Annotated in this window: 19 protein-coding genes; 5 read left to right on the forward strand and 14 right to left on the reverse strand. The window is 70.2% G+C overall.

The window, feature by feature from the left end:
• Window positions 1-76: 76 nt before the first annotated feature.
• Entirely contained in the window at window positions 77-829 is a 753-nt protein-coding gene (locus ABD866_RS00475) for an alanyl-tRNA editing protein (RefSeq protein WP_345060111.1), read from the reverse strand.
• 87 nt (window positions 830-916) lie between these two features.
• Between ABD866_RS00475 and ABD866_RS00480 the strand changes: the two genes are divergently transcribed.
• Genes ABD866_RS00480 through ABD866_RS00490 form a run of 3 tightly spaced genes read left to right on the forward strand, consistent with a single transcriptional unit; the run spans window position 917 to window position 2733 of the window.
• Window positions 917-1330 carry a hypothetical protein gene (locus tag ABD866_RS00480; RefSeq protein ID WP_345060114.1) on the forward strand — a complete coding sequence of 138 codons (414 nt, stop codon included), beginning with the start codon at window positions 917-919 and terminating at the stop codon, window positions 1328-1330.
• A gap of 27 nt (window positions 1331-1357) precedes the next feature.
• Window positions 1358-1870 carry a DUF1569 domain-containing protein gene (locus ABD866_RS00485; RefSeq protein WP_345060116.1) on the forward strand — a complete coding sequence of 171 codons (513 nt, stop codon included), beginning with the start codon at window positions 1358-1360 and terminating at the stop codon, window positions 1868-1870.
• 17 nt (window positions 1871-1887) lie between these two features.
• Window positions 1888-2733, forward strand: coding sequence for a creatininase family protein (locus ABD866_RS00490; RefSeq protein WP_345060118.1), 846 nt, complete (start codon window positions 1888-1890; stop codon window positions 2731-2733).
• A 271-nt stretch (window positions 2734-3004) separates the two neighbouring features.
• Here ABD866_RS00490 and ABD866_RS00495 read toward each other — a convergent pair whose 3' ends face one another.
• Both ABD866_RS00495 and ABD866_RS00500 read right to left on the reverse strand, forming a co-directional pair.
• On the reverse strand, window positions 3005-4333 hold the full coding sequence (locus ABD866_RS00495) for a sulfatase family protein (RefSeq protein ID WP_345060120.1): 1329 nt from the start codon (window positions 4331-4333) through the stop codon (window positions 3005-3007).
• A gap of 11 nt (window positions 4334-4344) precedes the next feature.
• The gene (locus tag ABD866_RS00500) at window positions 4345-5337 is read right to left on the reverse strand and encodes a tripartite tricarboxylate transporter substrate-binding protein (RefSeq protein ID WP_345060122.1); all 993 of its coding nucleotides are present in this window, start codon (window positions 5335-5337) and stop codon (window positions 4345-4347) included.
• 109 nt (window positions 5338-5446) lie between these two features.
• On the opposite strand from ABD866_RS00500, the gene ABD866_RS00505 reads away from it, so the two are divergent.
• Window positions 5447-5965 (forward strand): MarR family winged helix-turn-helix transcriptional regulator, encoded by a 519-nt coding sequence (locus ABD866_RS00505; RefSeq protein ID WP_345060124.1) that lies wholly within the window; start codon window positions 5447-5449, stop codon window positions 5963-5965.
• Window positions 5966-5992: 27 nt separating this feature from the next.
• Here the strand turns inward: ABD866_RS00505 and ABD866_RS00510 are convergent, their stop codons facing one another.
• The 9 genes from ABD866_RS00510 to ABD866_RS00550 form a co-directional block, all read right to left on the reverse strand.
• A complete protein-coding gene (locus ABD866_RS00510; protein ID WP_345060126.1) occupies window positions 5993-6664 on the reverse strand; it encodes a histidine phosphatase family protein in 672 nt (223 codons plus the stop codon).
• A 103-nt stretch (window positions 6665-6767) separates the two neighbouring features.
• Window positions 6768-7754 carry a threonine dehydratase gene (locus tag ABD866_RS00515; protein ID WP_345060128.1) on the reverse strand — a complete coding sequence of 329 codons (987 nt, stop codon included), beginning with the start codon at window positions 7752-7754 and terminating at the stop codon, window positions 6768-6770.
• 25 nt (window positions 7755-7779) lie between these two features.
• Window positions 7780-8481 (reverse strand): VOC family protein, encoded by a 702-nt coding sequence (locus ABD866_RS00520; protein WP_345060130.1) that lies wholly within the window; start codon window positions 8479-8481, stop codon window positions 7780-7782.
• Entirely contained in the window at window positions 8478-9353 is an 876-nt protein-coding gene (locus ABD866_RS00525; protein WP_345060132.1) for a PhzF family phenazine biosynthesis protein, read from the reverse strand. Before ABD866_RS00525 ends, ABD866_RS00520 begins: the two co-directional genes overlap by 4 nt.
• A gap of 159 nt (window positions 9354-9512) precedes the next feature.
• Window positions 9513-10376 carry a PhzF family phenazine biosynthesis protein gene (locus ABD866_RS00530; protein WP_345060134.1) on the reverse strand — a complete coding sequence of 288 codons (864 nt, stop codon included), beginning with the start codon at window positions 10374-10376 and terminating at the stop codon, window positions 9513-9515.
• Between the two features lie 32 nt (window positions 10377-10408).
• Complete coding sequence (locus ABD866_RS00535; RefSeq protein ID WP_345060136.1) at window positions 10409-11029, reverse strand: glutathione S-transferase; 621 nt, start codon at window positions 11027-11029, stop codon at window positions 10409-10411.
• Window positions 11030-11032: 3 nt separating this feature from the next.
• A complete protein-coding gene (locus ABD866_RS00540; RefSeq protein ID WP_345060138.1) occupies window positions 11033-12241 on the reverse strand; it encodes an aminotransferase-like domain-containing protein in 1209 nt (402 codons plus the stop codon).
• Window positions 12242-12284: 43 nt separating this feature from the next.
• A complete protein-coding gene (locus ABD866_RS00545) occupies window positions 12285-13199 on the reverse strand; it encodes a DMT family transporter (protein WP_345060140.1) in 915 nt (304 codons plus the stop codon).
• A complete protein-coding gene (locus ABD866_RS00550; RefSeq protein ID WP_345060142.1) occupies window positions 13196-13810 on the reverse strand; it encodes a LysE family translocator in 615 nt (204 codons plus the stop codon). Before ABD866_RS00550 ends, ABD866_RS00545 begins: the two co-directional genes overlap by 4 nt.
• 188 nt (window positions 13811-13998) lie before the next feature.
• Here ABD866_RS00550 and ABD866_RS00555 point away from each other — a divergent pair, with 188 nt between their 5' ends.
• Window positions 13999-15456, forward strand: a complete 1458-nt coding sequence (locus ABD866_RS00555; RefSeq protein ID WP_345060144.1) for an aminotransferase-like domain-containing protein — start codon at window positions 13999-14001, stop codon at window positions 15454-15456.
• Between the two features lie 18 nt (window positions 15457-15474).
• Here ABD866_RS00555 and ABD866_RS00560 read toward each other — a convergent pair whose 3' ends face one another.
• Together ABD866_RS00560 and flgL are read right to left on the reverse strand one after the other, a co-directional pair.
• Complete coding sequence (locus ABD866_RS00560) at window positions 15475-16713, reverse strand: HDOD domain-containing protein (RefSeq protein ID WP_345060146.1); 1239 nt, start codon at window positions 16711-16713, stop codon at window positions 15475-15477.
• Window positions 16714-16765: 52 nt separating this feature from the next.
• Window positions 16766-18016: a flagellar hook-associated protein FlgL gene (gene flgL, locus ABD866_RS00565; protein ID WP_345060148.1), complete on the reverse strand. Its 1251-nt coding sequence runs from the start codon at window positions 18014-18016 to the stop codon at window positions 16766-16768.
• Window positions 18017-18039 lie beyond the last annotated feature (23 nt).

Genomic DNA, 18039 nt, shown 5'->3' on the forward strand with positions numbered 1-18039 from the left:
CGATCTTCACCCAAGGTGGGGTGCGGCGCGCACAACCGGCCCCGAACCCCGCAATACAACCAGGAGCGGCCGCCGCTCAGGCGAAGGCCAGCACCACGCGGCGCGTGGTGGCGCTTTTCTTCTCGATCTTGGTGACCAGCACCGCGCCGATCTCGCGCGTGTTGGCCACATGCGTGCCGCCGCAGGGTTGCAAGTCCACCAGCGGCACACCGGCGTCGCCGCCAATGCGGATGGTGCGCACATGGCCGCTGCCGCGCGGGGGCTGCACGCTCATGCTCTTGACCAGCGCGGGGTTGGCATCCAGCTCGGCGTCGGTGATGGACGCCACTGTCACCGGGTGCGCGGCCGCCACTAGCGCGGCAATGCCTGCGGTGAGCTGCTCTTTGTCCAGCGGATCGGTCATGGCGAAATCCAGGCGTGCGCCGCTGTCGGTGATGGAGCAGCCGTTGACCAGTTGCGGCACCAGGTGGCACAGCAGGTGCGTGGTGGTGTGCAGGCGCATCAGGCGGTGGCGGCGCTCCCAGTCGATGCAGGCGGTGACCGCCTGCCCGGGTGCCAGGGTGGCGAGCAGCGCCTCTTGCCCGGGCGCGGGCAGGTGCACGATGTCGGCCGTGGCGCGGCCGTCGGCGTCTTTGCCCTTGCGGGTGTCGGCCACGGTCAGGGTGCGGCCGTCGGCCAGGCGCAGCGTGCCGCTGTCGCCCGCCTGCCCGCCGCCCAGCGGGTAAAACACGGTGCGGTCGAGCACGATGCCGCCGTCGGGCAGCACGGCGGTGACATGGGCGCTGCATTCGCGCAGGTAGGCGTCGTCGCGGAACAAGGCATCGGTCATGCGGCGATGGTAGCGGGACGGCTGGCAGCTCGGCGGTGGCTGCAGACTGTTACGCTGGCCCGGCTGTTTCGCGCCCTGGAGCCTGCGATGCCCGTTCCCGACATGCCGCCGTTTGCCGATGCCCCCACCGAAGTCCCCGCCGATGCCCTGATGGCACCGCCGGTTGCGCCGTCGGCCGCCACGTCCGCCACGCCCGCCGCAGCGTGGGTGCGGGCGCTGTGGTCGCTGGGGCTGGCGCTGCTGGTGGCGGGGCTGGCTGCGCTCGCATGGCTGTCGTACGTGGGCTTCACGCTGCGCTGCGAAGGCTTTGGGTGCATGGGGCGGGGCATTGTGTGGGCGGGTTGGTGCGGCTTGTGGCTGGGTGTGCTGTTGCTGTCCTTGCTGCTGGGGTGGTCGGCTGCGCACGCCGGGCCTCGCGCCTGGCAGCGCGTGCCCGGCTGGGCCAGCACCGGCCTGTTGCTGGCGGCGGCCGGGCATCTGCTGGTGTGGGTGCTGCACTGAGCGCTGTGCGCGCTACCATCACTGTCTATGAAACGCCGAACCTTGCTGGGGGCCCCGCTGGCCGCCGCCGTTCCCTGGGCCGCGTGGGCCGGGGCCGATCCTGTGGCCCGCATGGCCGAATCCTTGCGCTGGACCGAACAGCTCTACAAAGCCCCGCAGGCCCGCGCCACTGGTGCCTGGCCGCTGGTGGCCGTGCTGGAACACCTCGCCCAGAGCGTGGAGATGAGTCTCGATGGCTTTCCCGAGCCCAAGCCCGCGTGGTTCCAGCACACCGCGGGGGCTGCGGCGTTTGCCTACTTCCGTTGGCGCGGCAAGATGAGCCACCCGCTGGACGAGCCGATCCCGGGCGCGCCCGCGCTGAGCCAGACCACCGACTGGCGGCATGCCGCCTTGCGACTGCGGGCTTCGCTGCTGCGCTTTGAGCACCACAGCGGCCCGCTGCGCCCGCACTTTGCATACGGAGCGCTCGGCAAAGACGACTACCGCCTGGCCCACAGCTTCCACATCGCCAACCACCAGGACGAAATCGTCCTCGGTTGACGCGCCCCGCACTGCCGATGCCCGCCGCCCCCCTTGCCGCCTGGCCCAGCCGCCAGTGGGCCCACCTGGCCACCACCGACTTCGCCGAGGCGCAGGCCTCGGGCCTGGCCGGGCGCACCGTGGCCGTGCTGCCCGTGGCGGCCATCGAGCAGCATGGCCCACACCTGCCGCTGGCCGTGGATGCGACGCTGCTGCAGGGCGTGATCGACGCGGCGCTGCCGCAGCTCGCGCCCGCGCTGCCGGTGCTGGTGTTGCCGCCGCAGAACGTGGGCCTTTCGACCGAGCACACCGCCTTTGCGGGCACGCTCACGCTGTCGCCCGCCACGGTGATCGCGCTGTGGTCGGAGATCGGGGCCTGCGTGGCCCGCGCGGGCGTGAAGAAGCTGCTGCTCTTGAACAGCCACGGCGGCAACGTGGCCGTGATGGACATCGTGGCGCGCGAACTGCGCCAGCGCCACGGCTTGCTGACGGTGAGCACGAGCTGGTTCAACCTGCCGCTGCCCGCCGCGGTGCAGGGCCTGTTCAGCGCCGAAGAGCACCGCTTCGGCATCCATGCCGGGGCCATCGAGACCTCGATGATGCTGCACCTGGCCCCAGCGCAGGTGCGCATGGCGCAGGCTGGCCACTTCCGCTCGCGTTCGCAAGACCGCGCCGAGCGCTATGCCATCCTGGGCAACGGCAAGAGCGCCAAGCTGGGCTGGGCCATCCAGGACTACCACGCCAGCGGTGCGGTGGGCGAAGCCCAGGCCGCCACCGCCGAGCACGGGCGCGCACTGGTCGAAGCCGCGGGCAGCGCGCTGGCCGCGCTGCTGACCGAGCTGGTGGACCTGCCGCTGGAGAGCGCGCTGCGCGAACAGGCCTGAAGCGGGGCAGGCCTGTGAACCCCGGGCACCACCGGGCGGGGCCTGCTGTTCATTTTGCTATTGTTTTGGTAGCTGCTCGTGCTTGATTTATAAGCACGAGAAAGCGATTTGGCTTGAAGTTCGGTTCGCCTGCTTCCGTTCAATCGCAGCCACACCACGGCGCAGCGGCGCCGTGCGATCGCCTGCGAGGGTCTTTCAACTGCTCGCGTTTCTGGCGCTCGCAGTGCGCCAGCTGCGTGCCGCGGCCGTGCGGGGTGCGCCGTGCACGCCCTCAGCGCGGCGGCATGTCCTGCACCGAATAGCCCAGGCTCACCGTCGCGTCCTCTGGAATGGGCGGCATGCTGGCGTTCCAGGCCTCCCAGGCGGCGCGCATGGCCGCCAGGCGCTCTGGGGCCACGGATGCGTGGTTGGCGCGTTCGCGTTCGTCGCTGGCCAGGTCGAACAGGTAGTCCACCCCGGCCACGCGCAGGTACTTCCAGCGGCCGTCGCGCAGGGCGCGCTGGCCGCGGTGGTTCATGCGCCAGAACAGCGGTTGCTCGTCGCGCCAGGTGGCGTCGTGCAGCAGCGGCAGCAGCGAGCGGCCGTCGAGCGGGTGGCTGGCGGCGGCGGGCACGCCTGCGGCGTCGAGCAGCGTGGCCGTCCAGTCCATGGTCATGCAGGTCTGGGCGCTCACGCCGCCCGGGGCGATCACCGCGGGCCAGTGGGCGATCCAGGGCACGCGGATGCCGCCTTCGGTCAGGTCCATCTTGCCGCCCACCAGCGGCCAGTTGTCGGAAAAGCGCTCGCCGCCGTTGTCGCTGGTGAACACCACCAGCGTGTCGCGCTCCAGCCCCTCGGCGCGCAGCAGCGCCATCAGGCGGCCGATGCCTTCGTCCATGTGGTGGATCATGCGGCGGTAGGTTTCGATGTTGCCGCCGTGCAGGTGGAACAGGTTGCGCCGCACCTCGGGCGCCAGGTGCGCGTCGTCGCGCGTTTCCCAGGGCCAGTGCGGGGCGGTGTAGTGCAGGCTCAGAAAAAACGGCGTGCCGCTGCGCGCAGCCCCGGCGCTGCGGCGCACGAAGCCGAGCGCGTGCTCGGTGATCAGGTCGGTCAGGTAGCCATCGGCCTGCTGCTCGGCATCGCCCAGGTACAGGTCGTGCTGGCCGGTGGAGCTGCAGTGCGTGAAGTAGTCCACCCCGCCCGACATGGGGCCGAAGAACTCGTCGTAGCCCGAGCGCAGCGGCCCGAACGCGGGCGGATAGCCCAGGTGCCACTTGCCCATGAGCGCCGTGCGGTAGCCCGCGCCGCGCAGCAGCGAGGGCAGCGTGGGGTGCTCGGGCGGCAGGCCCAGGGTGGTGCTGCCGCGGCTTTTGCTGTTGATGGGCTCTTCGGCCGCGCCGCGCAGCCGGTACTGGTAGCGGCCCGTCATCAGCGCAAAGCGCGTGGGCGAGCACACGGGCGAGTTGGCATAGCCCTGCGTGAGGCGAAGGCCCCGCGCGGCCAGCGCGTCGAGCGTGGGCGAGACCGGGCCAAAGGCGGCGTCGCGGCCGCCGTAGCAGCCCAGATCGGCGTAGCCGAGGTCGTCGGCGACGATGAAAACGATGGAAGGGCGCACAGGCATGGCAGGCGCTTTCAGGGCTTGATGCCCGCCCGTTGCACCACGGGGGCCCACTGCGCCTTGTAGGCCTTGAGCATGGCCTCGGTCTGCGCGCGGCTGGCGGCCACGGGCTCCATCTTGGCGGCCTCGAACTTGCGGCGTGTGTCGGGGTCGCGCATCACCTCGTGGATCAGCGTGGCCAGCCGGTTCACCTGCCCGGCCGGCATGCTGGCAGGGGCAAAGAACGTGTTCCAGCCGGTGGCGGCCAGGTTCAGGCCCGACTCCTTGAAGGTGGGCACTTGCGGGGCCAGCGGGCTGCGCTGGGCGCTCGAGACGGCCAGGAGGCGGACCTTGCCGGCCTCGTGCTGGGGCAGCAGGCTGTCGAAGGTGTCGAAGGCCACGGGCACCTGGCCACCGATCAGGTCGGTGAGCAGCGGGGCCGAGCCGCGGTAGCCCACGATCTCGGCGCGCACCTGCGCGGCGTCACCGACCATCAGGCCAAAAAAGTGCGGCAGGCTGCCGGTGGCGGGCACGCCGAAGTTGGCCTTGTCGGGGTTGGCGCGCAGCCAGGCCAGCAGGTGGGGCAGCTCGCGCACGGGCACGGCGCTGCCCACGGCCACGCCGAATTCGTAGCTGTTCACATGGCTCACGGCCTGGAAGTCGCGCTCGGCGTCGTAGCCGGCGTCGGGGTACACCAGCGGGGCCACCACCATTACGGCCGGGTTGGCCAGCAGCAGCATGGGCTGCTGCGCCGGGGCGGCCTTCACGTACTGGGCCGACACGCGCCCACCCGCGCCGATCTTGTTCTCGACGATCACCGGGCTGCCCAGCCGGGCCTGCAGCTTGTCGGCCACGATGCGGGCCACGCGGTCGCTCGAGCCGCCGGCCGGGTAGCCCACCACCAGGCGCAGCGGCGCATCGGCGGCAGCTGCCGCGGGCTGGGCTTGCGCGGCGGGCGTGGCCAGCGCCAGGGCGGCGGTGAGGGTGCTGAGCGCGGCCAGCAGGGGGCGCAGGGGCGAGGTCCACATGGTGCAGGGTCTCCAGACGCGGCCGCCCCCGATGGGCGGCGCTGCAGCAGGTCACTCTAGGCGCGTGACAATCGGTTGTTCAAATCAACCATCGACCGGGAGAACCCTGATGCCCGACTCCAGCTTGTGCGACCCGCAGGTGGCGCAGCAGTTGCTCATGTACCGGCTCAACCGGGTCATGGCGGTGTCGGGCAGCCTGGTCATCCGGCTGTGCGAGGGCGGCTACGGCATCACGCGGCGCGAGTGGGGGCTGCTCATGTGGCTGGTGCAGCAGCCGGGCCTGCCGCCCGCGGCGCTGGCCGAGCGCCTGGGGCTGGACCGCGCGCGCACCTCGCGTGCCATCACCTCGTTGTGCGCCAAGCGCCTGATCACGCGCGAGCCCCAGCCCGGCGACCAACGCAAGGCACGCCTGGCGCCCACGGCCGAGGGCCGGGCCGTGTACGAGGCACTGTTTCCGCAGGTACGGGCGTTGAATCTGGCCTTGCTGGACGGGCTGCCGGCCGCCGACGTCGCGGCGCTCGACACGGCCCTGGCGCGCCTGCAGGCCAATGCCGATGCATTGCGCGCCACGCAAGGCGCGCAACTGCCGCGCACCTATCGCCTGCGGGGCGGGCGCGCGCCGGGCTAAGGCGCCCTGCCGCTGCTGCGTGGCCGCTCAGGCGTGGGTGATCCAGTCCTGGTGCGCCAGCTCGTTGAGGTGGGGCAGGGTGTTGAAGGTCTGCAGCATGAGCCGCTTGGGGCTGATGCTGAACTCGGTGACGGCGCTGTTGCGGATGCGCATGTTCAGCGCAATCGTCACCTCGGGCGCGGTGCCCAGCACCTGGCCCACGGCGGTCGAGATCGGCCCGCCGCTGCTCACCAGCAGCACCTGCTGGCCCGCATGGTGGCGGCGCACATGTTCGAGCGCGCTGCGCACGCCGTCGGAAAAGCCATCCCAGCTCGGCATGCCGCGCGGCGAGATGGTGCCACCCATCCACTGGGCCAGCGCGTCGCACAGCAGGCGGAAGTGGTGGCGGTACAGCTCGGGCGTGTCGGGCTTGGGCAGGGGGTCGGGGTGGATGGCCTCGATCAGCGCGTGGCTGTCGTATTCGTTCAGGCCCGGCAGGGCCAGCGCTTCGGGCACGCCGCCCAGGCCTTCGGCAATGCCCTGCAGCGTTTGCGCATGGCGGCGCAGCGTGCCGGTGAGCACGGCGTCAAAGCGCAGGCCGCGGTCACGCCAGAACTGGCCCAGGCGCACGGCCTGTTCCATGCCGCGCGCACTCAGCTGGTCGTAGTCGTCGGCGCCAAACGAGGCCTGGCCGTGGCGCACGAGGTGCAGGGTTCCCATGGGCACGATTCTCAGAAAGCGCCTGCACGCCTCTTGTCGCCCGTGCGACGAGCCTGGCACGGCCGTGGCGCCCGCGCGCCAGTCGCCGGGGGCCGGCGGTGGTTCAGCCTGCGCGCAGGGTGTGCGCAAACACCGCGGCGTCGACATTGCCGCCGGTGAGCGCCAGGCCCACCTGCTGCCCGCGCAGCGCCGCCCGCTCTTGCAGCGCGGCGGCCAGGGGCGCAGCCCCCGCGCCTTCGGCCACGTTGTGCGTGTCGGTGAACAGGGCGTGCATGGCGGCGGCCACCTCATCGTCGCTGACCTGCACCACATGGTCGAGGTGCGGGGCCAGCACGGCCAGGGCGTCGGCGTCGGCCACGCGGCAGGCCATGCCGTCGGCCAGTTGGGTGCTCACCGGGGATTCGACCACGCGCCCCGCGGCGATCGAGTCGGCATAGGTCGTGGCATGGCGGCTGACCACGCCCACCACGCGTACCGGGTGCTGCAGCGCGTGCTTGGCGGCAATGGCCGAGCACGCGCCCGAGCCCTGGCCGATGGGCACGTACACCACATCGAGCTGCGGCACGGCGCGCAAAAACTCCCACCAGTAGGTGGCCACGCCGCGCAGCAGGTCGGGGTGGAAGCTGGGCACCATGTGCGCGCCGCGCTCGGCGGCCAGGCGCATCGCGTGCTCGCGGGCTTCCTGGAAATCTTCGCCGTGCTCGATGAGCGTCACGCCCAGGGCGCGCATGGCGGCGTTCTTTTCGACCGAGTTGCCGTGCGGCACGACGATGGTGCAGGCCACGCCGTGGCGGCGTGCGGCCCAGCCCATGCTCTGGCCGTGGTTGCCGCGCGTGGCGCTGACCACCTCGCGCGGGAGTGCGCCGCGCTGCGCGAGCTGGTCGAAGTAGGTGAGGCCGCCTCGAATCTTGAAGGCGCCCACTGGCGTGTGGTTCTCGTGCTTGAGCCAGCAGTCGGTGCCCAGGCGCTCGCTGAGCAGTCCCCAGCGGTACTGGGGCGTGGGCGGAAAGTCGCGGTACACCACGGCGGCGGCGGCTTCGATGTCGGCCAACGTGGGCAGCAGGGCGGTGGGGTCCAGGCGTGCGGTCATGGCAAGGGCTTTCGGGGGCAAGGTGTCAGCCCGGCATGGGCAGGGAATGGAGCGTGAGCGGCCCGCGCGGCGTGTGCAGCGTGGCCTCGATGCGCGGCACGGCCGCGGTCTGCACCGGCACGGCGGTGTGCAGACCCAGCGCCGACACGGCAGCCTGCAGCAGCGGGGCCTGCGGGTGCTGCAGCGCCAGCCGCTCCAGCGCCACGCCGCAGGGGGGCAGGCTGTCGCAGGGGTGTACAGCCCCCCACTGGATCAGCGTGGGCAGGCAGCCGTCCAGCAGGCGCTGGCCGTCGGGGCGCACGCTGATCTGCCACTGCAGCAGGCCCTGCGGCGTGGGGCGGCTGGCCGTGATCAGCGGGCCGCGGTCCAGCCCCAAGGCGGCCAGCGCGGTGCAGCCTGCGGCCACATCGGGCAGGCTGGCCACCCAGTGGATGGGCTGCGGTCCCTGCGCCGCGACCTGCGCCTGCAGCGCCGGATCGTCCATGTCAAACCATCGGCTTGTGCTTGCCGGTGCTTGTTTTATTGCTTCATTGTTGATAGCAATCACCTCCAGATAAGCCCTGGGGTGGGCGGGGCTGGAGACATTGAGGATGCGGTTGTGCGTGCCCATGAGCGGGTGTTCGCCGCCCGCCGTAGGGCGCACGCCCAGGGTGCGTTCGCACCAGTCCACGCCGCTGGCCAGGTCGGCGGCCAGCACCACCAGGTGGTCTACGCAGGCGGTGCTCACAGCCGCACCTCGCCCTGCATGCAGGTAACCGACTGGCCGCCCACCCAGATCGTGTCGCCCTCTTGCTGCACATGCACGCGCCCGGCGCGGCCCAGGCAGGTGCCCTGCGCGGCCACGTACTGGCGCGGGGCCAGGCCTGCGCCGATGAGCCATTGCGCCAGCCCCGCATTGAGGCTGCCGGTCACCGGGTCTTCGGCCAGACCGTTGTTGCCCGGAAAGAAGGCCCGCACCTCGAAGGCGATGCCCTCGGCGTCGGCTGCGCCCACCACGCCCACCTTGCCGCGCGGGCCCACCACGCCGATGTCCAGGCCCGCGAGCACGGCCGCGTCGGGCCGCAGTGCGCGCACCTGCTCGGCCGAGCGCAGCAGCACGGCCCGCCAGCCCGGGCCGTTGTCGCACCAGGCGTGCTGCACGATGTCGGCGCGCGCCACACCCAGGCCCCGCGCGATCAGCGCCACATCGGCTTCGGGCAGCGGGCCGCTGCGGCGCAGGGGCGGCGCGGCAAAGGCCAGTTGCGCATCCTGCTGGCGGATGGCGACCAGGCCCACGCCGCATTCCTGCACCACCTGGCCGGGCCGCTGGGGCTGGCCGCCTGCGCGCAGCCAGGCGTGGCAGGTGCCCAGCGTGGGGTGGCCGGCAAAGGGCAACTCGCCCGCCGGGTAGAAGATGCGCACGCGGTAGTCGGCCCCGGCCGCGCGGCCTTCGGGGGTGGGCGGCAGCACAAAGGTGGCCTCGGAGAGGTTGGTCCAGCGCGTGAACTGTTGCATGTCTTCGGTCGAAAGCCCGGTACCGTCCAGCACCACGGCCAGTGGGTTGCCGCGGTAGGGCGTTTCGGTGAATACGTCCACCTGTTGGAAGGGGCGCAAGGTCATGGCAAAGATCTCCTGGGGTGTGAAACGGGAGGTTTGGAAGGCTTTTGAGGGCAAGCGGGTCCGGCGGGCCGTCCGCTGCGTTCGGGCGCGGCTTTCCCGCCGGTGCGGTGCACCGGAATCCAGGGTTGCGGTGTGAGGGCGCTGGTGCTGCCCCCGGGTTCACAGCAGGGCCGTGCCCTCGATACAGGTCACGCAGTGGCCGCCGACCCACACCTGCCCGGTGTCGTCGTGGCGGATGTGCACACGCCCCGCGCGGCCCAGGCATTCGCCCTGCGCCACCTGGTAGCCGCGCGGGGCCAGCCCCTCGGCGATCAGCCATTCGGCCAGGCTGGCGTTGAGGCTGCCGGTCACCGGGTCTTCGGGGTTGCCCATGGGCGCGGCAAACGCCCGGACCACCACCCCCGAGGCGCCCGTCTGGTCGGCCTGGGGGCCGACATGCACCACACCCACGTCCTGGCCCAGGTCTTTGAGCCGCGCATGGTCGGGCTGCAGGCCCAGCACGGTCTGCGCGCTGTCCACCAGCAGACCGAGCCAGACCGGGCCGTTGTCCAGCATCTGCGCACCCAGAATCTGGTGCGGCCGCAGGCCCAGCGCGCTGGCCACCAGAGGCACCAGGGCCGGACTCGGGCTGTAGCGCTTGAGGGGCGGCGCTGCAAAAGCCAGGCGTTCGCCCTCGCGGGCAATCCGCACGAGCCCAAGCGCTGTTTCCTGCACCACCACCGCCGGGTTGCGCGGGACATGGCCTGCCTGCAGCCAGGCGTGGCAGGTGCCCAGCGTGGGGTGGCCCGCGAAGGGCAGCTCGCCCCGGGGACTGAAGATGCGCAGGCGGTAGTCGGCCCCGGCCGCCAGCCCTTCGGCGGTGGGCGGCAGCAAAAAGGTGGTCTCCGACAGGTTCATCCAGGCGGCAAAGCGGCGCATGTCGGCATCGCTCAGGCCTTGTGCGTCGAGCACGACGGCCACGGGGTTGCCGTAGCCGGGACGGTCGGTGAACACGTCAATCTGTTTGAACGGGCGCGCGTGCATGGCGATCAATCGGCAGGGTGGGGCACAGGTCTTCAGGATAGTGCCATATCGAGCACGCCGCGCGCAGCAGGGCGTTGCAGGAGCTGCCCGTACCAACGCTCAAGATGCACCAGCGTGGGGCGCGGCTGCGGCAGGCCCCACCAGCGGTGGATTTCGCAGCCGATCGGGATGTCGGCCATGGTGAAGTAGTCGCCCGCCATCCAGGCCTGGCGCGACAGGTGGGCATCCAGCAGCGAGAGCAGGGGCTCGGTGCGCGCCACCGACGCTGCGATGCGGGCGGCATCGCGCTCGGCTGCGGGCGTGCGAATCCACTGCATGAAGGCGTCGCGCCCGGCGGGGTTCAGCGTGGTCTGCTGCCAGTCCATCCACTGCTCGGCCACAAAGCGCTGGTGCAGGGCCTCGGGGTAGAGCGTGCCGGTTGCGTGGCGCGCGCACAGGTACCGCACGATGCTGTTGGACTCCCACAGCACAAGCCCCTCGTCTTCGATGAGGGGCACGAGGCCGTTGGGGTTGCGCGCAAGGTAGTCGGGCTCCTGCACAAGGCCGAAGGCTCCGCCTGCGTCGGTGCGTTGTGCAGGCAGGCCCAGTTCCTGGAGGGTCCAGACCACTTTGCGCACATTGATGGACGACAGCCGTCCCCACAGGTGCAGCATGGCTCAGCTCCCCTGCAGATCGCGGATCGCGGCTGCGAGCGCGGCAATGCCCGCGGCGATCTGCTCCTGGGTGGAGGTGACGAACGACAGGCGCAGTGTGCGCGGATCGGCGTCGCTGGCGTAGAAGGCCGCGCCCGGCACAAAGGCCACATTGCGCTCCACGGCCTTGGGCAGCAGGTCGATCGCGCTCATGCCCGCGGGCAGACGCACCCACAGGAACATGCCGCCGTCCGGGCGGTTCCATTGCACATCCAGCCCCGCCATTTCGCGGGTGAGCGCGGTCAGCATCGCCTCGCACTGCGCCTTGTAGAGCGTCCGGATCGTGGGCACATGGCGGTCCAGGAAGCCGCCTTTCATCACCTCGGCCACCAGGCGCTGGTTGTAGCCGGGCGTGTGCAGGTCGGCCGCCTGCTTGGCCTGCAGCAGCTTGGGGTACACGGCCTGGGGGGCCACGATGAACCCCAGGCGCAGGCCCGGTGCCAGCACCTTGGAGAACGAGCCCATGTAAATGCAGCCCTCGGGGTTGCGGGCCGTGAGCGGGGCGGGCGGGGGGGTGTCGAACCACAGGTCTCCGTAGGGGTTGTCTTCGACCAGTGGCAGGCCCAGCTCTGCTGCGGCTTGCACGAGCGCTGCGCGGCGGGCTTCGCTCATGGTGCGGCCCGTGGGGTTCTGGAAGTTGGGCAGCACATACAGAAAGCGGGCCTTGTCGTCGCCCGTGCCCACCTTGGCGCGCAGATCATCGACCAGCACGCCCTCGTGGTCGCTGTCCACGGCCACCACCGTGGGCTCCATGGGGGTGAAGGCCTGCAGCGCGCCCAGGTAGGTGGGCGTCTCCACCAGCACGCGGCTGCTGTCGTCGAGCAGCACCTTGGCGATCAGGTCCAGCGCCTGCTGCGAGCCGGTGGTGATCAGCACCTGATCGGGGTTGACGTCCCAGGGCAGGAAGTCGGCAATCGCCTGGCGCAGCGGCGCGTAGCCTTCGCTGGCGGCGTATTGCAGCGCGGCCGGGCCGTCCTGTGCGAGCACTGTGGCCGACGCGGCTGCGAACTCGGCCACCGGGAAGGTCTTGGGCGAGGGCAGGCCACCAGCCAGGCTGATGATGCCGGGCTTCTCGGTGACCTTGAGGATCTCGCGGATCACCGAGGGGTTCATGCGCGCTGCGCGGCGCGCCATGCGCCAGGGCGTGGAGGTGGGCAGGTCGTTCAGGTTCATACAGAGGTCTCCTTGAAATACTCGGTTGGAATCGATCGCAGGTTCAGCGTGTGGCGGCTCCGGCAGGCCGTGCATGCACGGGCATGCGCCGGCCTGCGAACACGGTGGTAATCACGGCGAGCGCAAAGCCCAGTGTCACGGCATCCAGTTGCTCGCCCAGCAGCGGCACGGCAAACAGCATGCCCAGGAAGGGCTGGATCAATTGCACCTGGCTCACGCGCACCGTGCCGCCGAGCGCCAGGCCGCGGTACCAGGCAAAAAAGCCCAGCCACATCGAAAACACCGCCACATAGCCAAACGCGCCCCAGGCGGCGGTTGATACCGGTGCCAGTGGGCGGCTCCACCACGCAGCGGGCAGCGACAGGGGCAGTGCGATCACCAGCGCCCAGCAGATCACGTGCTCGGCCCGCAGGCGTTGCGACAGCCGTGCGCCCACGCCGTAGCCCACGGCGGCGCAGGCCATGGCGCCCAGCAGCAGCAGGTCGGCCGGGTGCAGCGCGAGGCCGCTTTGGCCCGAGCGCAGCAGCGCAAAGCCCACCACCAGCGCGCTGCCCAGCGCCGCACAGGCCCAAAAGCCCACCGATGGCCGCTGGCGGTGCAGCAGCGCGCCCACGGCCGCCGTGGCCAGGGGCAGCACCCCCACGATCACGCTGGCGTGCACGGCCTCGACGTGGCGCATGGCCAGCGAGGTGAGCAGCGGAAAGCCCACCACCACACCACCCGCTGTGAGGGCCAGCGGCCCCCAGTCGCGCCGTGCGGGCCAGGGCGCGCGCGTGGCCCAGAGGAACAGGGCCGACAGCGCCGCCGCCAGCACCGCACGGCCGCTGGCGATGAACAGGCCGGACATCTGCGGCGCCTCGGGCGTGCCCACGGCCAGCCGGGTCATGGGCAGCGTGAGGGCAAAAATCGTCACGCCGAGCAAACCCAGCCACAGGCCCCGTTTTTCCTGAGCGGTCATAGGGTGAGCATCCAGAGGGCGGTGGCCACGAGCACGCCGGCCAGTACGCGGTTGAACCACAGCAGCCGCTGGCCTTGGGCCAGCCAGCCCCGCAGCAGCGAGCCCACGAGCGCGTAGGTGAGGTTGCTGCTGAACGCGAAGAACACCATCACCGCGCAGATGATGGCCAGCCGCTCGCCCGGGTTGGGCGCAGGCTGCCCCGCGGCATTGACCACCCAGCCCGCAGTCAGCGTGAGTGCCAGCATCCAGGCTTTGATGTTCACGAACTGCAGGCCCACGCCTTGCCAGAACCCCACGTTCAGGCGCGCCGTGTCCACCGCCGTGAGCTGGCCGGCGCGCGCGAGCTTCCAGGCCAACCAGAGCATGTAGCCCACGCCCGTGGCCGTCACTGCCCAGCGCAGCGCGGGTACGCCGGTGACCAATGCACCCAGGCCCAGGCCACTGGCCAGCATGAGCAGGGTCCAGCCCGTAGGCACGGCCAGACAGAAACGCAGCGCCCGCTGCAGCCCCAGGTTGGCCGCCAGTGCGGTCGAGAGCGTGGTGTTCGGCCCGGGCGAGAAACTCATCGCGGTGCAGAACAGCAGCAGGGCAGTCAGCTCGGAAATGCTCATCGACCAGTCCGGGGTGGGCAGGGGCTTGCGTGAAAAGACCAGGCCACTGTACCCTCGCAAGCAATACACAACCCATACAGTTTGCTAGCGCAGTGCGGCATCTGTATTGCCCGACAAGGCAATACAGGTGCAGCCCCCTTGCGCTGCACGCCGCGTTCCACCGTCCATTCTGATTGCCAAGGACCCCCATGCTCATGCGCAGCCCCACCCAGTCGCTCACCGAGCAGCTGTCCACGCGTTTCGCCGAACGCATTCGCACCCGTCTGCTCGCGCCGGGGGCACGGCTGCCCTCGGTACGGCAATGCGCCAGCCAGCATGGCGTGAGCCCCTCTACCGTGGTGGCCGCCTACGACCAGCTGCTGGCCCAGGGCCTGGTCGAAGCCCGCAAGAACCGCGGGTTCTTCGTGCGCGAGGCCGGCGGGCGGCCCGATGCACCCGTACCGGCGCGTGATGAGAGCGGCGTTGTTGAGGGCTGGAGCACCGCGCACTGGTGGGCGGCACGCACGGTGGCGCGCGGCGCGCCGCCTGTGAATGCGACGGCGCTGATCCGCGGGATGTTTCACCGCATCAGCGACAAACCCCAGCCGGGCATGGGCGTTTTTCCAGCCGAATGGCTCGAATCGAGCTTCATGCCCGCGGCCGTGCGCAAGGTGACCTCCACGCGCGTGCTGCAGGACTGTTCGCTGCAGTACGGTGAGCCGCTGGGCGACAGCCACCTGCGCCGCGTGCTGTCGCAAAAACTGGCCAGCCTCAACGTACAGGCTGCGCCCACGCAGATCATCACCACTGTGGGGGCCACGCATGCGCTGGACATCATCAGCCGCACCCTGCTGCGACCGGGCGATCCGGTGATGGTGGAGGAGCCGGGCTGGGCTGTGGAGTTTGCGCGCCTGGCCGCCCTGGGCATGCGGATTCTGCCGGTGCCGCGCCGTGCCGATGGGCCCGATCTGGACGTGATGGCCCGCTACTGCGAAGAGCACCGCCCCAAGCTCTATGTGAGCGTCAGCGTGTTCCACAACCCCACGGGCCACTGCCTCACCCCGGGCAGTGCACACCGGGTGCTGCAGTTGGCCCACCGCCACGACTTCCATGTGGTCGAGGACGATACCTACAGCCACATCGCGCCTGAACATGCCACACGCATGACGGCGCTCGACGGACTGCAGCGTACGCTGTATGTGAGCGGCTTTGCCAAGATCCTCGCGCCCAACTGGCGCATCGGCTTCCTTGCGGCGCCGCCCGCGCTGGTGGAGCAGTTGCTGGACACCAAGTTGCTGGCCACGCTCACGACCCCGGCGCTGCTCGAAAAGGCGCTTGCGCTGTGCATCGAGCAAGGCCAGCTGCGCCGCCATGCCGAGCGCATTCGCACACGCCTCGATGCTGCGCGGGCGCGCAGCATCAAGCTGGCGCTGGCCGCTGGCTGTCAGTTTGCGGCCGAGCCTGCGGGCCTGTTCGGCTGGGTGGACACGGGCGTGGACACCGATGCGCTGGCCCAGCGCATGCTGGACGAGGGCTATCTGCTCGCGCCCGGGGCGCTGTTCCATGCCGAACGCCGCCCCAGCACGCTCATGCGCATCAACTTTGCGACCACGCAGGACGCAGGATTCTGGCGCGTCTACCAGCGCGTGCGGTCACAGGTGCGGTGAATCCGAGCGCGCGCCGTGTCAGCGTGCCGCCACGGCCGATGGTGCAGGCCGGCGCACTTCCAGGTCGGAGAGCACGCGCAGCAGCGCACGGTTGACTTCCTCGCGGTCGAGCTCATGCGTTTCGCACAGCGAACGGATGGCGCTCGCGTCGTCGGTTTCCAGCGCGCAGGCCATCTCCAGTGCGGGCGAATACGGGCCGCTGTGCAGCACGATGGCGTCGTAGATGCGCTGCGACAGCGGAATGCGGTGCAGGCAGGTGCCCATGGGCTCGCGCATCAGCAAGTACAGTTGCGAGAACAGGCCGCACAGGTACACCTCGCGGCGCAGTTCGTGCTCGATGCCCGCATTGAGCAGGTGCGAGGTCAGGCGCGCACGGATGACCAGGGCCTGGCGCACGGGCTCCAGGTCGGGCTCGGTGCTTGCGAAGGGGCGCTGATCGGACAGCCAGCGCTGCAACTGGCCATAGCCCATCATCACCAGACCGCGGCGCAGCGTGTCGATGCCGGTGCGCAGTCCCACCGCAGCCGAGTTGGTGTACAGCAGGAAGCGGTAGGCCAGCAATGGGTCTTCGGCCAGCAGGTCTTCGAAGCTGTCGATGGACTGCTCCTGGTCGATGGCCTTCATGAGCGCCGCAATCGCGTGGTGCGAGGGCTGCATGGGCTGGTGGCGCATCTGGTGCAACAGGTCGTCAGTCGGCCAGCCGGCCAGCGCCAGTGCGCGGTGCTGGTCCAGGCAGTGTTGCATCAAGGCACGGCTGGGGATGCCTTCGTACATCTGGCCGTCGATGATCGGGCTGACCGCTCCAGCGCGGCTGCCCGGCACGCCAGCCTTGAGCGCTGCCACGGCTTCTTCGGGCGTCAGCGACAGCAGGCTGTTGTCAAAGCAGCGTGCGGTGTCGGGCTCCGGCAGGCGCGACAGCGGGCCCCGCCACACGAGCTTGAGACCCCGCTGCCATGCCGCCTTGACACGGCTGTGCACCGCCGAATCGCCCAGCCAGTCGCTGCGCACCTCGATCCAGGGGGTGCCGCGCGGCGCATGTTCGAGCATGTCGCACAACAGTTGGCGCGACAGTGGCGACAGCAGCAAGGGGGGCGAACTGGCCGTCCAGAGCTCGTGCACCGTGCGCAGCAGGTGGCCGATGTCCACCTCGGCCACACCGGCGTTTTGCACATACAGCTGGATGCCAGCCAGACTGCGGGCGCGGCTCCACAGTGGGCGGTAACCGAGCAGCAGACTGCCAAGAACGGACTGGACCATGGGTACTCAGGCGTTGGACCAGTGCCTGCAGGGCCCCGCCCGGCGCACGGCACTAGCCCAGGAAATTGAACAAGGACAGCCGCTGAACCTGCGCATACGACTTGAGGGCTGCCTCGTAGCCGGTCTGCTGGTTCTGGAAGTCCGATATGCCTTTGATCATATCGAGATCTTCCACGCGCGAACGGTCGGCCTCCAGCTGGATGGACCGCTTTTCCTGATCGCCGGTGATGCGGTCTGCGCGGTTGAGCAGCTCGCCTGCAAAGCCACGCATGTTGTGGATGCGGTCCAGCCCCGTGTCGATGTTGGCCAGGGCCTGGCCCACCGCCTGGGTGGCGGCGTTGCTGTTGGCCGCGCCCCGCAGGCCGGCCACTGCGGCGTCGATGGTGCTGAAAATGCTGGCGCTGGGTTGCAGCGTGATCGTGTCCCCGTTGGCCGGGATGCCGGTGATGTCGAAGCTCAGACCCGGCACGCCCGTCACGCCGATGGTCACGGGCTTGTTCGCCGGGAAGTCGGGGACGGTGACCGGCGCCGACACCGCCCCGGTAGTGGTGTTGGTGATGGTGTACGTCGCCGTAAGCGTGCCCAGCGTGGCACCAGGCCCTACGGCGCTGAAGGTGATGCTGTAGTTGTCGCCCGTGACCAGCGCCAGGTTGGTGGGCTTGACGGCCGTGGTGGTGAGCTGGCGGTCGTTGGCCAGCGGGCTCACGCTCGCGGTGTAGGCGCCGTCGCGCTGCGGATGGAACATGAAGGCCGAATCGCCATCGAGCGTGTTGGGCAGCCCCACGCCCTGTGCGGCGGTTTGCCCGGGCAGACCTGAAAAGAGGTAGTCCGGGTTGCCGCTGAGCGGGCCGACGAAGGGCTGCAGCGCACTGCCCAGGGCCGCCAACAGCGGAATGCCATTGGTGTCCTTGCGGTTGGCCACGGAGGTCAGTTGGTCGCGCAGACCCTCGATCTGGCTGGCGATCGTGGCGCGGTCCTTGGTGCTCAGCGTGCCGCTGCCAGCGTTCACGATGAGCTCCCGGATGTTCTGCACCAGCGACACCGCATCGCCCAGCGAAGACTCGGCCTGGGCGATGGCATTGCGCTGCGTCTCCAGCGCGCGCTGTTCGTTCTGGATGCGGGCAATGCGATTGAGCGCGCGCTCCGCCTGGGCCGCCGACACCGGGTCGTCGCTGGCGCGCACCACGCGTTTGCCCGAGGTCAGGTTCTCTTGCAGGTTCGACAGATCGGTCTGCCGCGCACCCAGGTTGCGCAGCGTGTTGTCGTACATGTTGGCCGTGCCGAGCCGGTAGATGTTGCTCATGGGGAACTCCTGTCAGCGCATGC

Origin of the sequence: Acidovorax lacteus, assembly GCF_039540375.1 — a bacterium.
In the GTDB taxonomy this organism is placed as follows: Bacteria; Pseudomonadota; Gammaproteobacteria; order Burkholderiales; family Burkholderiaceae_C; genus Acidovorax_G; species Acidovorax_G lacteus.